12 protein-coding genes are annotated in these 16,263 nt (G+C 65.2%); 5 read left to right on the forward strand and 7 right to left on the reverse strand.

The genetic code is table 11. From position 1 onward, the window contains the following. Positions 1–128 precede the first annotated feature (128 nt). Positions 129–1,142 carry a heat-inducible transcriptional repressor HrcA gene (hrcA, locus tag QNO08_RS10350; RefSeq protein ID WP_229965596.1) on the reverse strand — a complete coding sequence of 338 codons (1,014 nt, stop codon included), beginning with the start codon at positions 1,140–1,142 and terminating at the stop codon, positions 129–131. A 202-nt stretch (positions 1,143–1,344) separates the two neighbouring features. Here hrcA and QNO08_RS10355 point away from each other — a divergent pair, with 202 nt between their 5' ends. Further along, complete coding sequence (locus QNO08_RS10355; protein WP_229965595.1) at positions 1,345–2,187, forward strand: DUF3097 domain-containing protein; 843 nt, start codon at positions 1,345–1,347, stop codon at positions 2,185–2,187. Positions 2,188–2,408: 221 nt separating this feature from the next. Further along, positions 2,409–2,828, forward strand: coding sequence for a DUF4870 domain-containing protein (locus QNO08_RS10360; RefSeq protein WP_229965788.1), 420 nt, complete (start codon positions 2,409–2,411; stop codon positions 2,826–2,828). Positions 2,829–2,954: 126 nt separating this feature from the next. Here the strand turns inward: QNO08_RS10360 and hemW are convergent, their stop codons facing one another. Together hemW and lepA are read right to left on the reverse strand one after the other, a co-directional pair. Further along, positions 2,955–4,187, reverse strand: coding sequence for a radical SAM family heme chaperone HemW (gene hemW / locus QNO08_RS10365; protein WP_229965594.1), 1,233 nt, complete (start codon positions 4,185–4,187; stop codon positions 2,955–2,957). After that, a complete protein-coding gene (gene lepA / locus QNO08_RS10370; protein WP_229965593.1) occupies positions 4,184–6,037 on the reverse strand; it encodes a translation elongation factor 4 in 1,854 nt (617 codons plus the stop codon). Before lepA ends, hemW begins: the two co-directional genes overlap by 4 nt. 176 nt (positions 6,038–6,213) lie before the next feature. Between lepA and QNO08_RS10375 the strand changes: the two genes are divergently transcribed. Together QNO08_RS10375 and rpsT are read left to right on the forward strand one after the other, a co-directional pair. Then, positions 6,214–6,843: a type II toxin-antitoxin system PemK/MazF family toxin gene (locus QNO08_RS10375; protein ID WP_229965592.1), complete on the forward strand. Its 630-nt coding sequence runs from the start codon at positions 6,214–6,216 to the stop codon at positions 6,841–6,843. 217 nt (positions 6,844–7,060) lie between these two features. Then, on the forward strand, positions 7,061–7,321 hold the full coding sequence (gene rpsT, locus QNO08_RS10380; protein WP_210229171.1) for a 30S ribosomal protein S20: 261 nt from the start codon (positions 7,061–7,063) through the stop codon (positions 7,319–7,321). Positions 7,322–7,472: 151 nt separating this feature from the next. On the opposite strand, the gene holA is transcribed toward rpsT, so the two are convergent. Then, positions 7,473–8,510, reverse strand: a complete 1,038-nt coding sequence (gene holA / locus QNO08_RS10385) for a DNA polymerase III subunit delta (protein WP_229965591.1) — start codon at positions 8,508–8,510, stop codon at positions 7,473–7,475. Positions 8,511–9,293: 783 nt separating this feature from the next. On the opposite strand from holA, the gene QNO08_RS10390 reads away from it, so the two are divergent. Then, positions 9,294–10,697 (forward strand): hypothetical protein, encoded by a 1,404-nt coding sequence (locus QNO08_RS10390; protein ID WP_229965590.1) that lies wholly within the window; start codon positions 9,294–9,296, stop codon positions 10,695–10,697. A gap of 313 nt (positions 10,698–11,010) precedes the next feature. On the opposite strand, the gene QNO08_RS10395 is transcribed toward QNO08_RS10390, so the two are convergent. The 3 genes from QNO08_RS10395 to QNO08_RS10405 form a co-directional block, all read right to left on the reverse strand. Then, entirely contained in the window at positions 11,011–13,593 is a 2,583-nt protein-coding gene (locus QNO08_RS10395) for a ComEC/Rec2 family competence protein (protein ID WP_229965787.1), read from the reverse strand. Positions 13,594–14,094: 501 nt separating this feature from the next. Beyond that, positions 14,095–15,081 carry a helix-hairpin-helix domain-containing protein gene (locus QNO08_RS10400; RefSeq protein ID WP_229965589.1) on the reverse strand — a complete coding sequence of 329 codons (987 nt, stop codon included), beginning with the start codon at positions 15,079–15,081 and terminating at the stop codon, positions 14,095–14,097. Positions 15,082–15,223: 142 nt separating this feature from the next. Then, complete coding sequence (locus tag QNO08_RS10405) at positions 15,224–16,261, reverse strand: DegV family protein (RefSeq protein WP_229965588.1); 1,038 nt, start codon at positions 16,259–16,261, stop codon at positions 15,224–15,226. Between the last annotated feature and the right edge of the window lie 2 nt (positions 16,262–16,263).

Consider the following 16,263-nt stretch of genomic DNA (forward strand, 5'->3'; position numbering starts at 1 on the left):
CACATCGCTTCCTGTAATTTGCAGTAACCGTGTTGCGGTTTCGCCTTCTCTTGCGAAGACTTCCGCCGGCTCCGGCCGCCTTGGACGGCCGGGAACCGGCGCACTGCTGCTGTATTGTCTAACGTTTTCTAGTTGTTCAGTATCCGGGAAAGGTAGCGGGCCACGGCCCGCACCGTCGCCATGGTGTTGGGATAATCCATGCGGGTTGGTCCGAGCACCCCCACCTTCGCCGAGGCGTCCGGGCCGTAGCCGGTGGCCACGACCGATGCCTCCGACAGCGAACCGTGCGGGTTCTCCCGTCCGATCCGGACCGAAACGCCCCGGGCGTCCTGCTCCATTTCGGACAACAACCGAAGCATGACCACTTGTTCCTCCAGCGCCTCGAGGATCGGGCCAATGGTCAGGGGAAAGTCTACGGTGGACCGTGCGAGGTTGGCTGTTCCGGCCATGACCAAGCGGTCTTCGCGGTTGATTCCGGCCAGTTGTTCCAGGCACCGGGCCAGGGCGGCGGCACTGCGCCGCCTGCGGGCCGGCACCGTGGCCAGGCATTCGGCCAGGTGGCCGGTGATCCGGGTCAGCGGTGTGCCGCTGAGCGAGACGAGGAAGTGCTGCCGCAAATCCAGCAGGTCCGGCTCCGTGACCTGGTCCGGAATGGTGATGACGCGCTGCTCCACCCGGCCGGTCGTCGAAATCAGGACAACCAGCACCTGGGCGGGTGCGAGCAGGACAAACTCGATGTGCCGCACCTTGGCGTTGCCCAAATGCGGATACTGCACCACGGCCACCTGGTTAGTCAGCTGCGACAGCAGCCGGACCGTCCGCTCCATGACGTCGTCGAGGTCGTCGGCGCCCTCCAGCAGGGAGGAGATGGCCTTGCGTTCGGCGGCGGACAGGGGCTTTACATCGGAGATCCTGTCCACAAACAAGCGGTAGCCCTTGTCGGTGGGGATGCGCCCGGCAGAAGTATGAGGCGCAACGATCAGGCCCTCTTCTTCAAGGGCAGCCATATCGTTGCGGATGGTTGCGCTGGAGACCCCGAGCTGGTGGCGTTCCACCAGGGCCTTGGAGCCGACCGGCTCGCGCGAATGCACATAGTCTTCAACAATGGCCCGGAGCACCTCGAGTCTGCGTGGTTCACTCATGGTTTTCCCTCCCTTGCTGACGGTGGACCGGCGGTCAACCGGCGTTGGCCGTTGAGCGGCTGACGGTTAGCACTCACCATGCCTAAGTGCTAAGTCTAATACGGATCAGGGTCGTTGCTAGCATTGAGTGGCCCGAGCCGCGCACGCCTGCGGCGTGCACTTGCCAGCTGCATGCGAACCAACCAAAGCGAGGAAAACACCCGTGTCCAACTTTTCGTGGGGACCGCAGGACATCAGTGCTCCGGCCCGGAAAACCCTCCCCAAGGTCGGGGCAGAGGCCGGTCTGGTGCTCGAGGATGTGCAGAGCGGCTGGGTCGGAGCCGTGGTCCGGGTGGAGAAGTCCGGCGGACTGCGTCTGATGGTGCTGGAGGACCGGCGGGGAAAAACCAAGTCGTTTGAACTGGGTTTCGGCTTCCTGCTCGACGGCGAGCCGGTGGAAGTGATCCCGGCGGTCAAGGCGGCGGCACCCGTGTCCCGGCGGACGGCGTCGGGCTCCGTCCGGGTGGACAATGTGCGGGCGCGCACCGCCAGGGCCAGCCGCATCTGGGTGGAAGGAAAGCACGACGCCGAACTGGTGGAGAAGGTGTGGGGCGACGACCTCCGCGTGGAAGGCATCGTCGTCGAGCCCCTGCACGGAGTGGATGATCTGCATGCCGCGGTTCGGGACTTCAGCCCGGGCCCCGGCCGCCGGCTGGGCATCCTGGTGGACCACCTGGTGTCCGGCTCCAAGGAGTCCCGCATCGCCGCCGAAGCCATGGCGGTCCCCGGGGCGCGCGGAAACGTGCTGATTGTGGGGCATCCGTACGTTGATGTCTGGCAGGCCATCAAGCCGCAGACCATCGGCCTGGCCGCCTGGCCGGTGGTCCCGCGGCACGAAGACTGGAAGACGGGCATCCTCAAGGGCCTGGGCTGGCCGCACCGGGACCACACGGACGTGGCGATGGGGTGGAAGAAACTGCTGGGCAGCGTCAACTCGTACGCCGATCTGGAGCCCTCGCTGTTGGGGCGGGTGGAGGAAGTAATCGACTTCCTGACCGTTCCCTAGCGAACCGCGCGCCGCGTCGGGTACCGGAGACGGGACCCGTTGCCAGTAACCTAGTTGAGGTACAGGGCAGTAAACCGATCCGATCCGATCTGCACAGTTTTATCTGCACAGTCTCACCGGGTTTATCTGCACAGTCTCACCGGGTACCGCGAGTCCAAGCATTGGCCCCAGGGCATAAGACCAAGGCGTCCAGAGTCACAAAGGAAACAGCAGTGTCGAACATCCGTCAGAACCACCACCCGCAGCCCGATGACCGGGGTTCCGGCGCTCGTCCCGCCTACCAGGGAGCGCCTGCCAATGCGCTGCCCCTGACGGCCTCGGAGGACCGGCAGTGGGCAACCATGGCGCACTTCGGCGGCATCCTGGGTTTCATCCCGGCCCTGGTCATCTTTCTGGTTTTCCGCGACCGCGGCCCCTTCACCGCCCAGGAGTCCAAGGAAGCGCTGAACTTCACGCTGCCTCCCACCATCGTTGCCCTGGTGGCTTGGCTGCTGTCCTTCATTCCGGTAATCGGCTGGGTCTTCGCCATCCTTAACGCCCTGCTCTGGGTCATCATCGCCGTTTCCTCGGTGGTGGCCGGCATCGAGGTCAACCGCGGGCGCCCTTACCGGTACCGCCTGAACCTGCGCCGCATCCCGTAACGGGCATTCACCCTCAGACAGGCCAAAAAGAAGGACCCCGGCCGGCATCGCTGCCGTCCGTGGTCCTTCTCTTGTTGGATGCCTCTTGTCCCGGTCCGGCAGCTTGTCCCGGTCCGGCAGCCTGTCCTAGTCCGGCAGCAGGCGGCGGACGACGGCGTCGGCGAGCAGGCGGCCCTTGGTCGTGAGCAGCACGCGGCCGGTCAGGGCAGCCCTCGGGTCCACCAGGCCGTCGGCCATCAGGCCCGCGACGGCGAGCCGGCCGGAATCCTTCAGCCGGGACAGCTCCAGGCCCTCCGCAAGCCGGGTGCGCAGCATGACGTCTTCCACGTACCGGGTGTCGGCGTCGAGGGTTTCGCGCCCCACCGCCGGCGACTCCCCCGCCGCAAGCCGCTGCGCGTAGGCGGTGGGGTGCTTCGCGTTCCACCAGCGCACGCCGCCGGCGTGGGAGTGCGCGCCGGGACCGATCCCCCACCAGTCGTCGCTGCGCCAGTACGCCAGGTTGTGGCGGCACTGATCAGCGGGTGTCCGGGCCCAGTTGCTCACCTCGTACCAGGACAGTCCGGCCGCCGTCATCATTTCGTCGGCCATGAGGTATTTGTCCGCGTGGTCGTCGTCGTCGATCGGCGGCACCTCGCCGCGCCGCATCCGCGCGGCCAGCTTGGTGCCGTCCTCGATGATCAGCGCGTAGGCCGAGATGTGGTCCGGCTCGTAGCTGAGCGCCTCCTTGACGGAGACTTCCCAGTCCGCGAGGGACTCTCCCGGCGTGCCGTAGATCAGGTCGACGCTCACGTTCAGGCCGGCGTCGCGCGCCCACTTCACTGCCTGGGGAACCCGCGACGGCGTGTGCGTGCGGTCCAGGACCGCCAGGACGTGCGGGACCGCTGACTGCATGCCGAAGGAGACCCGGGTGAAACCGGCGTCGGCGAGCAGCTGCAGGGACGCGGGGGTGACCGAGTCCGGGTTGGCTTCGGTGGTGACCTCGGCGCCCGGTTCCAGGCCCCAGGCGTCAACGGCTGTCTTCAGGATCCCGGCCAGGTCCTCGGCGGGCAGCAGGGTGGGTGTTCCGCCGCCGAAAAAGACGGTGCCGAGCTTCCGGTCCGGCAAGCCCGAGGCCTTCAGCGCACGGGCGGCAAAGCGGACTTCCTGTTCCGCGGTGCCGCCGTAGGCGGCCTGCGAGGCGCCGCCGCCGAGCTCGGTGGCGGTGTAGGTGTTGAAGTCGCAGTAGCCGCAGCGGACGGCGCAGAACGGGATATGGACGTAAAGCCCGAAGTTCCGTTCGGCTGCGCCGGCCGCGGCCTGTGCTGGCAGGAGTCCGTCGGCGGGTGCCGGGTCTCCGAGGGGCAGTGCGCTGGGTGTCACTTCTTGGATTTGTCCTTGGATTCGTCGGAGGAAAGCGCTGCCACGAAGGCTTCCTGGGGAACTTCGACGCGGCCCACCATCTTCATGCGCTTCTTGCCTTCCTTCTGCTTTTCCAGCAGCTTGCGCTTACGGCTGATGTCGCCGCCGTAGCACTTGGCCAGCACGTCCTTGCGGATGGCGCGGATGGATTCGCGGGCGATGATCCGGGAGCCGATGGCCGCCTGGATGGGCACCTCGAACTGCTGGCGCGGGATCAGTTCGCGCAGCTTGCCGGTCATCATGACGCCGTAGGAGTAGGCCTTGTCCCTGTGCGTGATGGAGCTGAACGCATCCACCTGTTCGCCCTGGAGCAGGATGTCCACCTTGACCAGGTCGGCGACCTGTTCGCCGTCGGCCTTCCAGTCCAGCGACGCGTAGCCGCGGGTCTTGGATTTCAGGATGTCGAAGAAGTCGAAAACGATCTCGGCCAGCGGGAGGCGGTACCGGATTTCCACCCGGTCCTCGGAGAGGTAGTCCATGCCGCCCAGGACGCCGCGGCGGGACTGGCACAGCTCCATGATGGCGCCGACAAATTCGTTCGGCGCCAGGATCGTGGCCGAGACCATCGGCTCGCGGACCTCTTTGATTTTGCCTTCGGGGTACTCGCTGGGGTTGGTCACCGTGACCACCTTCTTGTCCTCCAGCGTCACTTCGTACTCCACGTTGGGTGCGGTGGAGATCAGGTCCAGGTTGTACTCGCGCTCGAGCCGTTCACGGGTGATTTCCAGGTGCAGCAGGCCCAGGAATCCCACCCGGAAGCCGAAGCCCAGCGCCGCGGACGTCTCGGGTTCGTATACCAGCGCGGCATCGTTGAGCATCAGCTTTTCCAGTGCGTCGCGCAGCACCGGGTAGTCGGCGCCGTCGATGGGGTACAGCCCGGAGAACACCATGGGCTTGGGATCGGCGTAGCCTTCGAGGGACTTCTCGGCCGGCTTGGCCAGGTTGGTGACGGTGTCGCCGACCTTGGACAGCCGGACATCCTTCACGCCGGTGATGAGGTAGCCGACCTCACCGACGCCCAGGCCCTTGGACGGGGTGGGCTCCGGGGAACTGACGCCGATTTCCAGCAGTTCGTGGCTGGCGCGGGTGGACATCATCTGGATCCGCTCGCGCGGGGACAGCGAACCGTCGATGACGCGGACGTAGGTGACGACGCCGCGGTAGGTGTCATACACGGAGTCGAAGATCATGGCCCGGGCGGGAGCGTTGGGGTCGCCCACCGGTGCCGGAATCTCGCGGACAATCTGGTCCAGCAGGGCTTCGACGCCAACACCGGTCTTGCCGGAGACCCTCAATACGTCAGCCGGATCGCCGCCGATCAGCTTCGCCAGTTCCTCGGCGTACTTCTCGGGCTGCGCGGCCGGGAGGTCGATCTTGTTCAGGACCGGAATGATCGTCAGATCGTTTTCCATCGCCAGGTACAGGTTCGCCAGGGTCTGGGCCTCGATGCCCTGGGCCGCGTCCACCAGCAGCACGGCGCCTTCGCACGCTGCCAGGGAGCGGGAAACCTCGTAGGTGAAGTCCACGTGGCCCGGGGTATCGATCATGTTCAGGGCGTAGGACTCGCCGTCCACTTCCCAGGGCATGCGCACGGCCTGGGACTTGATGGTGATGCCGCGCTCACGCTCGATATCCATCCGGTCCAGGTACTGGGCCTTCATGTTCCGATGCTCCACAACTCCGGTGGACTGGAGCATGCGGTCGGCCAGGGTGGACTTGCCGTGGTCGATGTGGGCGATGATGCAGAAGTTTCTGATGATCGCCGGATCCGTCGCGGCAGGCACCGGTGAGAAGCGGGCCATGGGTGACACTGTGGCGGTTCCTTTACTGTTCACAGGACTTCACGCGGCCGCGGCGGCGGGGCCGCGTGCGGGAACCGGCTTCGGCGCGGTTCGTCGGTTTTTCCTGGTGGTTTTAACTGCTGAATTAACAGTCTCCCACGTTTGCCTGTCCGTGCTGGAACCGCAGAAGGTAATAGCGTGGGGTGATGTCCTTCTCCAACCGTTCTCTTCTTTCCCTTGCCCGCGCAGCCCTTCGCCTGCTCACCCGTTCCGGCACCGCCTCTCCGACGCAGAGCCGGACCCAGCCCAAGGCACAGCCCAAATCCGCCGGCCGGACGTCGTCGCCGCAGAAACCGCAGTCCCGTGCGGCGTCGAAATCCGCACGCCGGACGACGACGCCGACGGCGGGCCGCTCCCAGCCGGCCGCCAAGCCGGGCGGAACGGGCGCTTACCCCGGCGATTTCCGCGGGGAGGTCACGCCCGTCTACGCCCCCTCGCCGGACGGCTCACCCGATCCGGGGGAAGTTGTCTGGGCGTGGGTGCCCTACGAGGATGACTATTCGCAGGGCAAGGACCGGCCCGTGCTGCTCATCGGCCACTCCGGGTCCCGGCTGCTGGCCCTGATGATGACCACCAAGGACCGCAGCAACAGCCGCACCTCCGATCCCGACTACGTCGATATGGGAACCGGGCCGTGGGATGCGCAGGGCAGGCCGAGCGAGGTCAAACTGGACCGCGTGCTGCAGCTCGATCCCGCTGCCGTCCGACGCCAGGGCGCCGTCCTCTCCCCCGCCGCTTTCGAACGCGTCCGAAAGGCTTTTGCTGCCCGGAACTGACGGCACCGCGGCGGGACGTGCCGCCGCGCCGTCGTGCGCTGACCACCCCGAACGGGCGGTTGTGCCCAAATTCTGCTAACATTTATTGCTGTGTGTCCGCGCAGGTCGACGGGCACTTCAGTTCAGGCGCCATTACGGTATCCCCACGCCGCTCAGTCAATGTCTGGGCTGAAATTCCCTCACCGACCAAGTCCGCAATACAAAGAGAGTTTATATAGTGGCCAATATTAAGTCCCAGAAGAAGCGCATCCTCACCAACGAGAAGGCGCGCATGCGTAACAACTCGGTGAAGTCCGAGCTGAAGACCGCAATCCGCTCCGTTGACGCTGCCCTGAAGGCCAGCGACAAGGATGCAGCAGTCGCAGCGGTGGCCAACGCCAGCCGCAAGCTGGACAAGGCCGTCAGCAAGGGTGTTATCCACAAGAACAACGCAGCGAACCGCAAGTCGGCCATCTCCAAGAAGGTCAACGCGCTCTAAGCAGTTGTTTTTGCTTTAGTCTTGTCGGTCTGGCCGGTCCCTTCGGGGGCCGGCCAGACTGCTTTAACCAGCTTTAATCCGGGATCACTAGTCCCGGAAAAACAGTCCCGGAGAATCTGTCCCGGACGCCGGATCAGCGCCCGGGGCCGGATTAGCGCCCAGCAGCCGCCAAGGAGATGACGGTGACCGCGTGCTCGACGGCGTAGACCGGATCCCGGCCGGCGCCCTTGACCTGCGCGTCGGCCTCGGCCAGAACCTGGACCGCTTTGATAAGGGATTCCTGCGACCAGTGCTGGGCATCACGCCGGGCCTGATCCACCTGCCACGGAGCCATGCCCAGTTCCTTGGCCATGGAGGCCGACGAACCGCGCAGGTTCGCCACCTTCGCCACGGCCCGAACCTTCATGGCCAGCGCACCGACCAGCGGGACGGGATCGACGCCGGTGTCCAGGGCGTGGCGCAGCATGGACAGTGCCTGCCCGCCGCGTCCGGCCAGCGCCGCGTCGGCGACTTTGAAGGCGGTGGCTTCCACCCGGCCGCCGTAGTACTTCTCGACGAGCTCTTCGCTGATCTCTCCGGAGGCATCGTTGATCAGCTGACGGCAGGCTGCGGCCAGGTCCGCCAGCTTCGACCCCACTGCCGCCACCAGAGCGCGCGAGGCCACTGGATCGATCCGCCGGCGGGCAGCCTTGAATTCCTGCGACACGAAGTCCAGCTTTTCCGCGTCCTTTTTGAACGGCTGGCACTCCACCACGGCGGCTCCGGCCGACTTCACCGCGTCCAGGAGCTTTTTCCCCCGGTTTCCGCCGCCGTGGTGCATCACAAGCACGGCATCGGGAGCCGGATCTGACAGGTAGGCCAGGGTGTCGGTCAGGAAATCCTCGTTCATCGTGGCCAGGTTCGAGACTTCAATGAGTTTGGCCTCCCCGAACAGCGACGGGCTGGACTGCAGGGTCAGTTCACCGGCGTCATAGGCTGCGGCATCGAGGCGGACCAGTTCGGTGTCCGGCCGGTCCTGCCGCAGGGCCGCACGGATCCGTTCCATGGCCCGGCCGGCCAGATAATCCTCGGGGCCGCTGAGCAGCACCACCGGGGCCGGTTCGACCTCGCGCCAGGACACGGTTTTTCCCGCCGACTTGCCGGCAGGTTTCGCGGTGCTTCGCTTTGCTGACGGGACGACCGGATTCACAGCGAACAGACTCCTGGGATGAGACAACGGAACTACGTTTGGGGAACACTCCAACATTACCTGCCCGCCCGGATGCCTGCCTTACGGAGCATGCCCGGTGAGACCGGGCGGGACCCTTCCAACGGCGTCACACCGTTGTTCCGTCTCCAATCCCACCAGCGCCAATTGGTTACTCATTGCAAGCTGAGCGACCCGGGATGACGACAACTGCCGGCTCCAGCAGGACGGACATCGGGTGTTGATAGGACACCGAGATCCCGATTGCGGGAAGCACCCTCCAGTCGACTCGAAGCGGTTTCCCCTCTGACCACACACTAAGACTTGCACAAGGTCTGCTGGACACGTCAGTCTGCAAAATTGACACTTTTACGGCAGTCTCTGGCCAGATTAGTGTCGCATTCCATGGCTGTAGGCGTAGCCTTCCACCACGGATGCCGCCCGTTGCAGTCGGGTAGCCTCCTGCATCAGCGTCACCAGCATGACACTGCGGGGGTTCGTATGTTCGATACAGCACAGGTTGGCCTTTTCAAGCCGATCCTACCTTCGCTTTGGGAAGATCCCATTGACGTTGACTCGCGCCACGAAGCCACCGGAAGACCGTTCCGCGTGCGACGTCCGAGCTGGACATCGGGAGTACATGGCTCGCCCCACTGCACTTCTGGCGCTATGAGTGGCATAGCTTCTCGCAGGAGTGGAAGACCAGCGTTTTTCCAAGCCGACGGACGTCTTGGTGGTTGCGACCAGGGTTAGCCGACACAAGCATAAGCCCAGGAGCCAATGCACATGGAAGATAAGAAGCGAGAGGCCATCATCCTGATTCACGGGATGGGTGAGCAGCGCCCCATGGACTCGCTGCGTAGCTTTATTAGGGGCTTACGGCCACACGATTATTGGAATAAACCCGACCGACTATCTGGTTCCTTTGAATTGCGCCGATTTACTTTTAGAAAGACTAATAATGGACCAATGGTCGACTGTTACGAACTGTATTGGGCGCACCACATGGATGACGGTAAATTCCGTGAGACCCTCCGCTGGGCCGTTACACTTGTGTTCCGAAAGCCTTTTTGGAAATTGAACCGAACCCTGCGAGGAATCGTTGGCGTCATACAAGTTGCAGGGCTCCTCATTGCACTGTTCCTCGGAATATCCCTACCCGATCAGGTAATTACAAAAGGACCAGTGGGCGCTTTACAGTCCTGGCAGACCCGAATAGCCCTGAGCCTTGTGATAATCGAGATCATCGCAGGACGGTTTCTTACCCGTTATCTCGCAGATTCGGCACGATATCTGACACCCCACCCCCGTAATGTCACAGCACGCAATAACATACGCTCTGACGGCTTGAAATTGCTGGGAAAGCTTCACGAGGACGGACGTTATGACCGGATTATAGTGGTTGGTCACAGCCTGGGAAGCGTCATTGGTTATGACCTGCTTCGGTTGGCTTGGGATGAACTCCGGCACCCTGATTCCGCCCACTATGGAAACCAACCCGAAGCTGGAGTATTTGACCAGCGTGCGCAGAAGCTTGGCAAATTGCCCAGCCCATCCCAGGTTGACAAGTACCAACAAGCCCAAGCACGACTCAGGGAGGAAAACCGAAAACGAGGGGTCCGCTGGCTGGTTACAGACTTCGTCACGCTTGGTTCCCCTCTCGCGCACGCTTCCCTTCTTCTTGACACACGCTCTGTAAAACTCCGGCAACGGCAGGATGAGCGCGAATACCCGCGATGCCCACCGACTATCGGAAAGGGGGACGAAAAATCTTTCCATGGAAGATCCTACGAAACAAGAGGCAAGACAAGGACCATGCAGGTTGCACACTCTGGAGCACCATTCGGTCCAACCCGCTGGTCGAATCTCTATTTCCCGGTGCAGTCCCGAGTCTTTGGCGATCCCGTAGGTGGACCTGTTGCTCCGGAATTCGGGCCAGGTGTGCGGGATATCCCCATACGGCTGTCGCTGACCGGATGGAGAGCTAAGGTCTACAAGCTTCTGTTTTTTCCTCACACCCGCTACTGGACTTATGACGCACCAAGCGTCGAGCCCAATGGCACGACCCGCAAACAGATGGACCACGCCACGGGAACCAAAGATGCGAACACCATCTTGCGCCATCTTTTAGGACTTTCTGGCCCCCAGCCTCAGACCTCTTCCCCAACTCCCACAGGGGCAAACTTGTAGCTGCGATACCGCAGCCACCGAGCAATTGGCCGAAGGTTCCCGTGAACTTCACGCGGCAAGACGTTCAGGCAGTCATCACGTTCGGGCAGTCATCCGTGGCCCTGTGAGCCGGGTGCGATAGAGAACGGGTTCCTTCATCTGGCATCGGGAGGCCCGGCAAGGCGTTGGGCTTCGCCTCATTGCCCAAGTGGCGTATGGGAGACCCCTTCTCGGCCCGAACGGACTCATCATCATGGATCAATGAGGCCATGCCACACCAGGAAGCAGAGCGCCCCGTTTTAGTGAAACCACCTTTCAGCCGCCGTGACCATTCTCATCCGCGAAGTGCACGGCGAACGAGCCGCCTAACCTTCACAGTTGTGCCGTCCGTTTGAAGGACGATCGAACCCAGCAGATCGGTGCGGGCCACGGCGGTGCCGGCCCGTTCCAGGGCGGAAAGAATCGCCGGGCCGGGGTGTCCGTAGTCGTTGTCGGCTCCAACCGAGATCAGTGCAAGACTCGGCCGAAGTTCTTCGATCAGCTGCGTACCGCCGTTCCGGGCTCCGTGATGGGGGACCTTGAGCACATCCACGCCGTCCGCTGCAAGCCACGCATGCCGGGACAACACCGCGGCTGCGGCCTCCTGCTCGATGTCTCCGGTAAGCAGCAGGGTGAGCTGTGGCCTGCCGGGTTGCGTTTTCGAGTCCGGCTGGTCCTCCGCGCCGACCGTGATCAGAACAACGGCGCTGGCGTCATTCTCAGTGGCCTGCGCACCGTTCCCGGGAGGCCAGAGTACTTCCCACTGGAGTGTGCCGATCCTGGCGGCCATGCCCTCCGTGAGGTGGACCATCTCTGCACCGGCCCCTTCCAATTCCTCCCGCAGCGGTCCGGAAAGTTGCTGCTCCGCGGTGGAATAGGCGATGCGGTGCACCTGCCGGTCCCTCAGCACGCCAGCGGATCCTCCATAGTGGTCCAGATGCGCATGGGAGAGGATGAACAGGTCCACCGTTTCCACGCCCAGCCGATCCAGGCACCGGTCCATGACATCCGGATCGGGCCCGGCGTCGATCACCACAGCCCGGTTTGGACCTGTCCGCACCACCAGGCCGTCGCCCTGCCCCACGTCGCACGCTGCGGCCGTCCATCCCGGAGGGGCCGGTCCGGGCAGCATATAGGTCCAGGCGGCCGATGCTGCGGGCGGCAGCAGCAGAAGGAGGGCTGCTGCCGGTACCGTTTTCCGCCACCCCGTCGCGGCATCCCTCCCCGACTCCTCCCACGCCGCGTCCGGCCGCCGGTGGGTGCGGCCCGAGGCTCGACGCCCGGACAGCAGCCGACCCATCCGCCGTTTCTCGCCACCTGTCCGTTCCTCGCCACCCGTCCGTTCCTCTCTGCCCGGCCCCGCCCGCCAGAGAAGCCAGACGCCGGCACCGGCCGCGGCCGCCATGAGAAGGACTCCGGGTGCACCCGCCGGCCAGGGCAGCAGTGATCCCGGCAGCGTGCTGAAGGATCGGGCAACAAACGCGGTCCAAGCTGCTCCTGCCCCGGCTGCCAGCAGGAACGGGACCGCCAGCGCCGGAACAGTGGCCGCAAGGACGGCTGCTGCCATCCCGGCCACCGTCACCAGAGGTACTACTGGCGCAACTGCAACATTTGCCGGCAGCGAGAAAACCGGAACCTGAGGCTGCAGCAGCACAAGGACAGGAGAGCAAAAGAACTGCGCGGCCAGAGGCACGGCCAGGGCAGCAGCCAATGGCCAGGGCAGGCGCCGGGAGAGGAGCTCGGTCAGGCGAGGTCCCAGCAGGATCAGCCCGGCAGTCGCCAGTACGGAGAGGATGAAGGCGTAGCTGCCGCTCAGCCAGGGATCCACGGCCAGCAGGACGGTGATGGACAGGCACAGCAAGGCTGCCGGCAGCTTTCCCCGCCCCGTCAGCACTGCAAGCGTTCCCAGGCTGCCCATCACTGCCGCCCGCAGAACGCTGGCATCGGGCCTGACGACAAGGACGAATCCGAGCAGCGCCAGCACTCCGGCGGCTGCTGCAACGCTCCGCGGCAACCGCACCGAGCGGGCCAGCAGAAAGACGAAGGCGAGTAAAAATCCGCAGTTGGCCCCGGAGACCGCAACAATATGCGTTAGTCCGGTGTTTTTCATTGCAGTTTCCAATGACGCATCGAGGGTGCTCCGGTCCCCCAGGGCCATGCCCGGCAGCAGGCCCGCAGCATCCGTTCCCACGACACCGGAGTACTGGCCGGCAGCAGCGGCAAAAGTGGTTCGAATCCGGGCGGTCTGCCCATACCAGCCGCCGGCGGGTTCCACGCGAGGCTGCCCGTTTGCATACAGCACGGCCACGGAACGCTCTCCCGGCGCGGTCGCCTGCAGGTTCCCCGCCGCGCTGAACGTGTCACCCAGATGGATGCTCCCGTAGCCGCTGTTGCCAATCACCAGAACCGTTGCGGCGGATGTGAACCGCTGTCCCCCGCTGGTCGCTTCCTCGAGCACGGTCTCCACCAGGAATCGGGAGTCTCCGCTGAACTGGTCAGCAGCGACGGCCCGGGCATCGGTTACGGCGCGAAAGTCGCCGGTGACCGCCGCTCCGTCGGCGATGGCGGCGGCGACGGGACCGGCGGTGCGTTCCGCCAGGAGCGCCCCGGCGCAGACGGAGACCAGAGAAGCAGCCGCCAGCGGAACGGCAGCGGCCCGGGCCAAGGTCCTCAGCAGCGGCCAAGGTCGGCCGGGGCCGGCCCGCCTCACTGCGAACCTGCGCTTCTGCAGCAGGAAAGCCATCGCCACCACAATCAAGGCCGTGCCGGCCAGGCCGAAGCCGGCGGCCGTGGCCGACGCACCCTGGTCGGCACGCATTGCCAGGGCAGCCGCGATCCAGGCGGCGGCGGCCACCGGCACCAGACGCAACTCCAGCAATGGGTGTATCTGCAGGTCGGACGGGGCATCCGATGCCCGCGCCCGTACGCGAAGCCGGTGCAACAGCCGGGACGCGGGGCCGGAACCTGCGGCCCGTGAGGCTCCGGACGGCCCGGAGGTCCTGGCCGAGCCTGCAGTTTTGGATGAGCCTGCTGCAGTGGACGAGCCTGCGGCAGTGAAGGAGTCTGGTGAATTGGAGAAGTCTGCCGTATTGGCCGAGCCCGCAGTGACTGCCGGCAGCTGCCCCTGGACCGCAGCGGCCGTGTACCGATGCCACCGGCTGCCCCGGCGGACGGACCCCGGTTCATCGGGTTCACCGGGTTCACCCGGTTCAACGAGTCCCGGCTCACCCGGACCCGGTGCAACACGTCCCGGATCAACCGGACCCGGTGCAACACGTCCCGGCTCAACCAGTCCGGGCTCACCCGGACCAGACTCACCCGGCCCTTCCTCACCCGCACCCCTCGGAAAACTGCGTGCCGGTTTCGACATCTGCGGGCCTCAGACCGTGATCAGCGGCAGCAAGGCGGCCAGCATGGCTTCACCGATGCCGGGCACCGCATCAATGTCCTCCGGACGGGAGAAGCTGCCGTGGTCCTCGCGCCAGGCAATGATGCGTTCGGCAATAACAGGCCCAACCCGGGGCAGGGAATCGAGTTCCTGCAGCGAGGCAGTATTGATGTTGAGCAGCCCAGCCCCGCCGCCCGCTGCTGATCCAGATCCCGTCCCTGATCCACCGGTGCCGGTGCCGGCATCGGCCCCGCTGGCCGGTTCCTGCGGCGGCGGTACGGCAGCCTCTCCCACCCGGGGCACGACGACCATCATTCCGTCCTGCAACGGCGCCGCGAGATTCACGGCAGTGAGGTCTGCCTCCGGCATCACTCCGCCTGCGGCGTCCACCGCATCAGCGGTCCTGCTTCCGGACGGCACCCGCACCACGCCGGGATGCGTCACGGCCCCGGCGACGTGGATTACCAGCACTGACGGAACAGGAGATTGCCCTGGGGCACCATTGGCTGGATCACTGCGGGTGCCGACGTCCGCTCCGGAGCCCTGTTCGTCCTCCTGGTTCTGCCCGTGTGCCTGGTTTTGTCCCTGATCTTCGGTGCCGGATGTCTGGTCCTCGGCGCCCGAGCCGGAGCCTGAGCTGTCTGCAGCACCATCCCCGTCTGAACCGTCCGGATCCGACCCGTCCAGGTCGAGCTCGACGCTGCTGATTTCAGCAGGAGTGCCACCGCCTTTAAAAACCGCCAGGCCCGTGGCCACTCCGATCAGCAGGCAGACGGCAAGGACCGCGGCGCGAAAGGACAGGAGCCATCGCCGCGGCGGACCTGACGGGACCCCCGGGCCAGTGCCGATGCCATCGGAGGCTTCGGATATGCCGGGAGTTTTGGGGGCCTTCCCTGCTTCATCAGGGTGATCGTCTGTCAGCCACGATGCCGAAAGTCTCGGTGCGGAGGGTGCGGTGTCCCAGCGGTGTTCTGCCATGCCCTCACGCTAGGACGGCAGCGCACGGTGGGGGCGGGAACATTCATCGCTGTGAGTTATGTGCCCTGCCGTGTAGCCGCTGCGGAACCTGTGCAGGGCAGAACTGCAGGGTAGAACGAAGAGCACTCGGCCCAGTGCCGGATTATGCCGACGGGCGGCCCGGCCCGGTTCCGCCACCAGATCCCGGTCGAGTTCCAGCCTCAGGCCCGGCGCCGGGGCCCGCACCCGGTTCCGGCGGAGGCACCGGTGATTCTCCGGCTATCGCCACAGCCAGCACGCCCAGCCCGGCGTGGGCGGCCAGCACGGCGGGCAGCGAACAGATCATCAGTTCCACATCGGGCGAAACGTCGGTGATGGTCCCGGCCAGGCGCTCGGCTTCGCCCTCGTTGCCGAAGTGGTGCACGGCAACGCGCACCCGCCCGGTCCGGGCGGAAATGTCCTGCTGGACCAGTTCGGTCAGCCTCAGGAGGGCTCGCGGAGCGGAACGCACCCGCTCCAGCGGCACGATCCTGCCCTCACGCACCACCAGGATCGGCTTCACGGCGAACAGGGTGCCGATCCAGCCCGCGGCTGCCCCGACGCGGCCGCCGCGGCGCAGCTGTTCGAGGCTGGGAACGTAAAAAAGGATGGTGACGGAGCGGGCGGCCGCCCGGGCCGCCGCAGCCACAGACTCAACGGATCCGCCGTCGCGCGCGGTTTCCGCTGCGGCGACGACGGCGAAACCCAGGCCCATGGCCACGCTGGAGCTGTCGATGACGGTCACGGGAATGGCCGCCGAGCGCGCCGCGAGCCGGGCGGAATCCACAGTTCCGGACAGGTGGCCGGAGAGATGCAGTGACACCACCGACGAGCACCCGGCCGCAGCCAGCTCCGCGTAGGCGGCCTCAAACTGCCCCGGCGACGGACGCGAGGTCCGAACCTCGGAACCCTGGGCCAACGCCAAAGCGAGGGCACCGATCATGCGGTCGGTGCCCTCGCCGTAAATCTGATCGCCGATCATGACCGGCATGGAAACCACCCGCACCAGGTCAGTGACTGCTGCGGAAGCGGCCCAGTTTTCGGGCAGCGCGGCGGCGGAGTCAGTGACCACGCCGACCCGGGGCGCGGGGGCGGCTCCGGCTTCGCGGAGCCGCCCCCGTTTCGCTCGCTGGCTCAGCTTTTCCAGCCAGTCCGCGTTCATCT

The sequence above is a fragment of the Arthrobacter sp. zg-Y820 genome, assembly GCF_030142155.1.
In the GTDB taxonomy this organism is placed as follows: Bacteria; Actinomycetota; Actinomycetes; order Actinomycetales; family Micrococcaceae; genus Arthrobacter_B.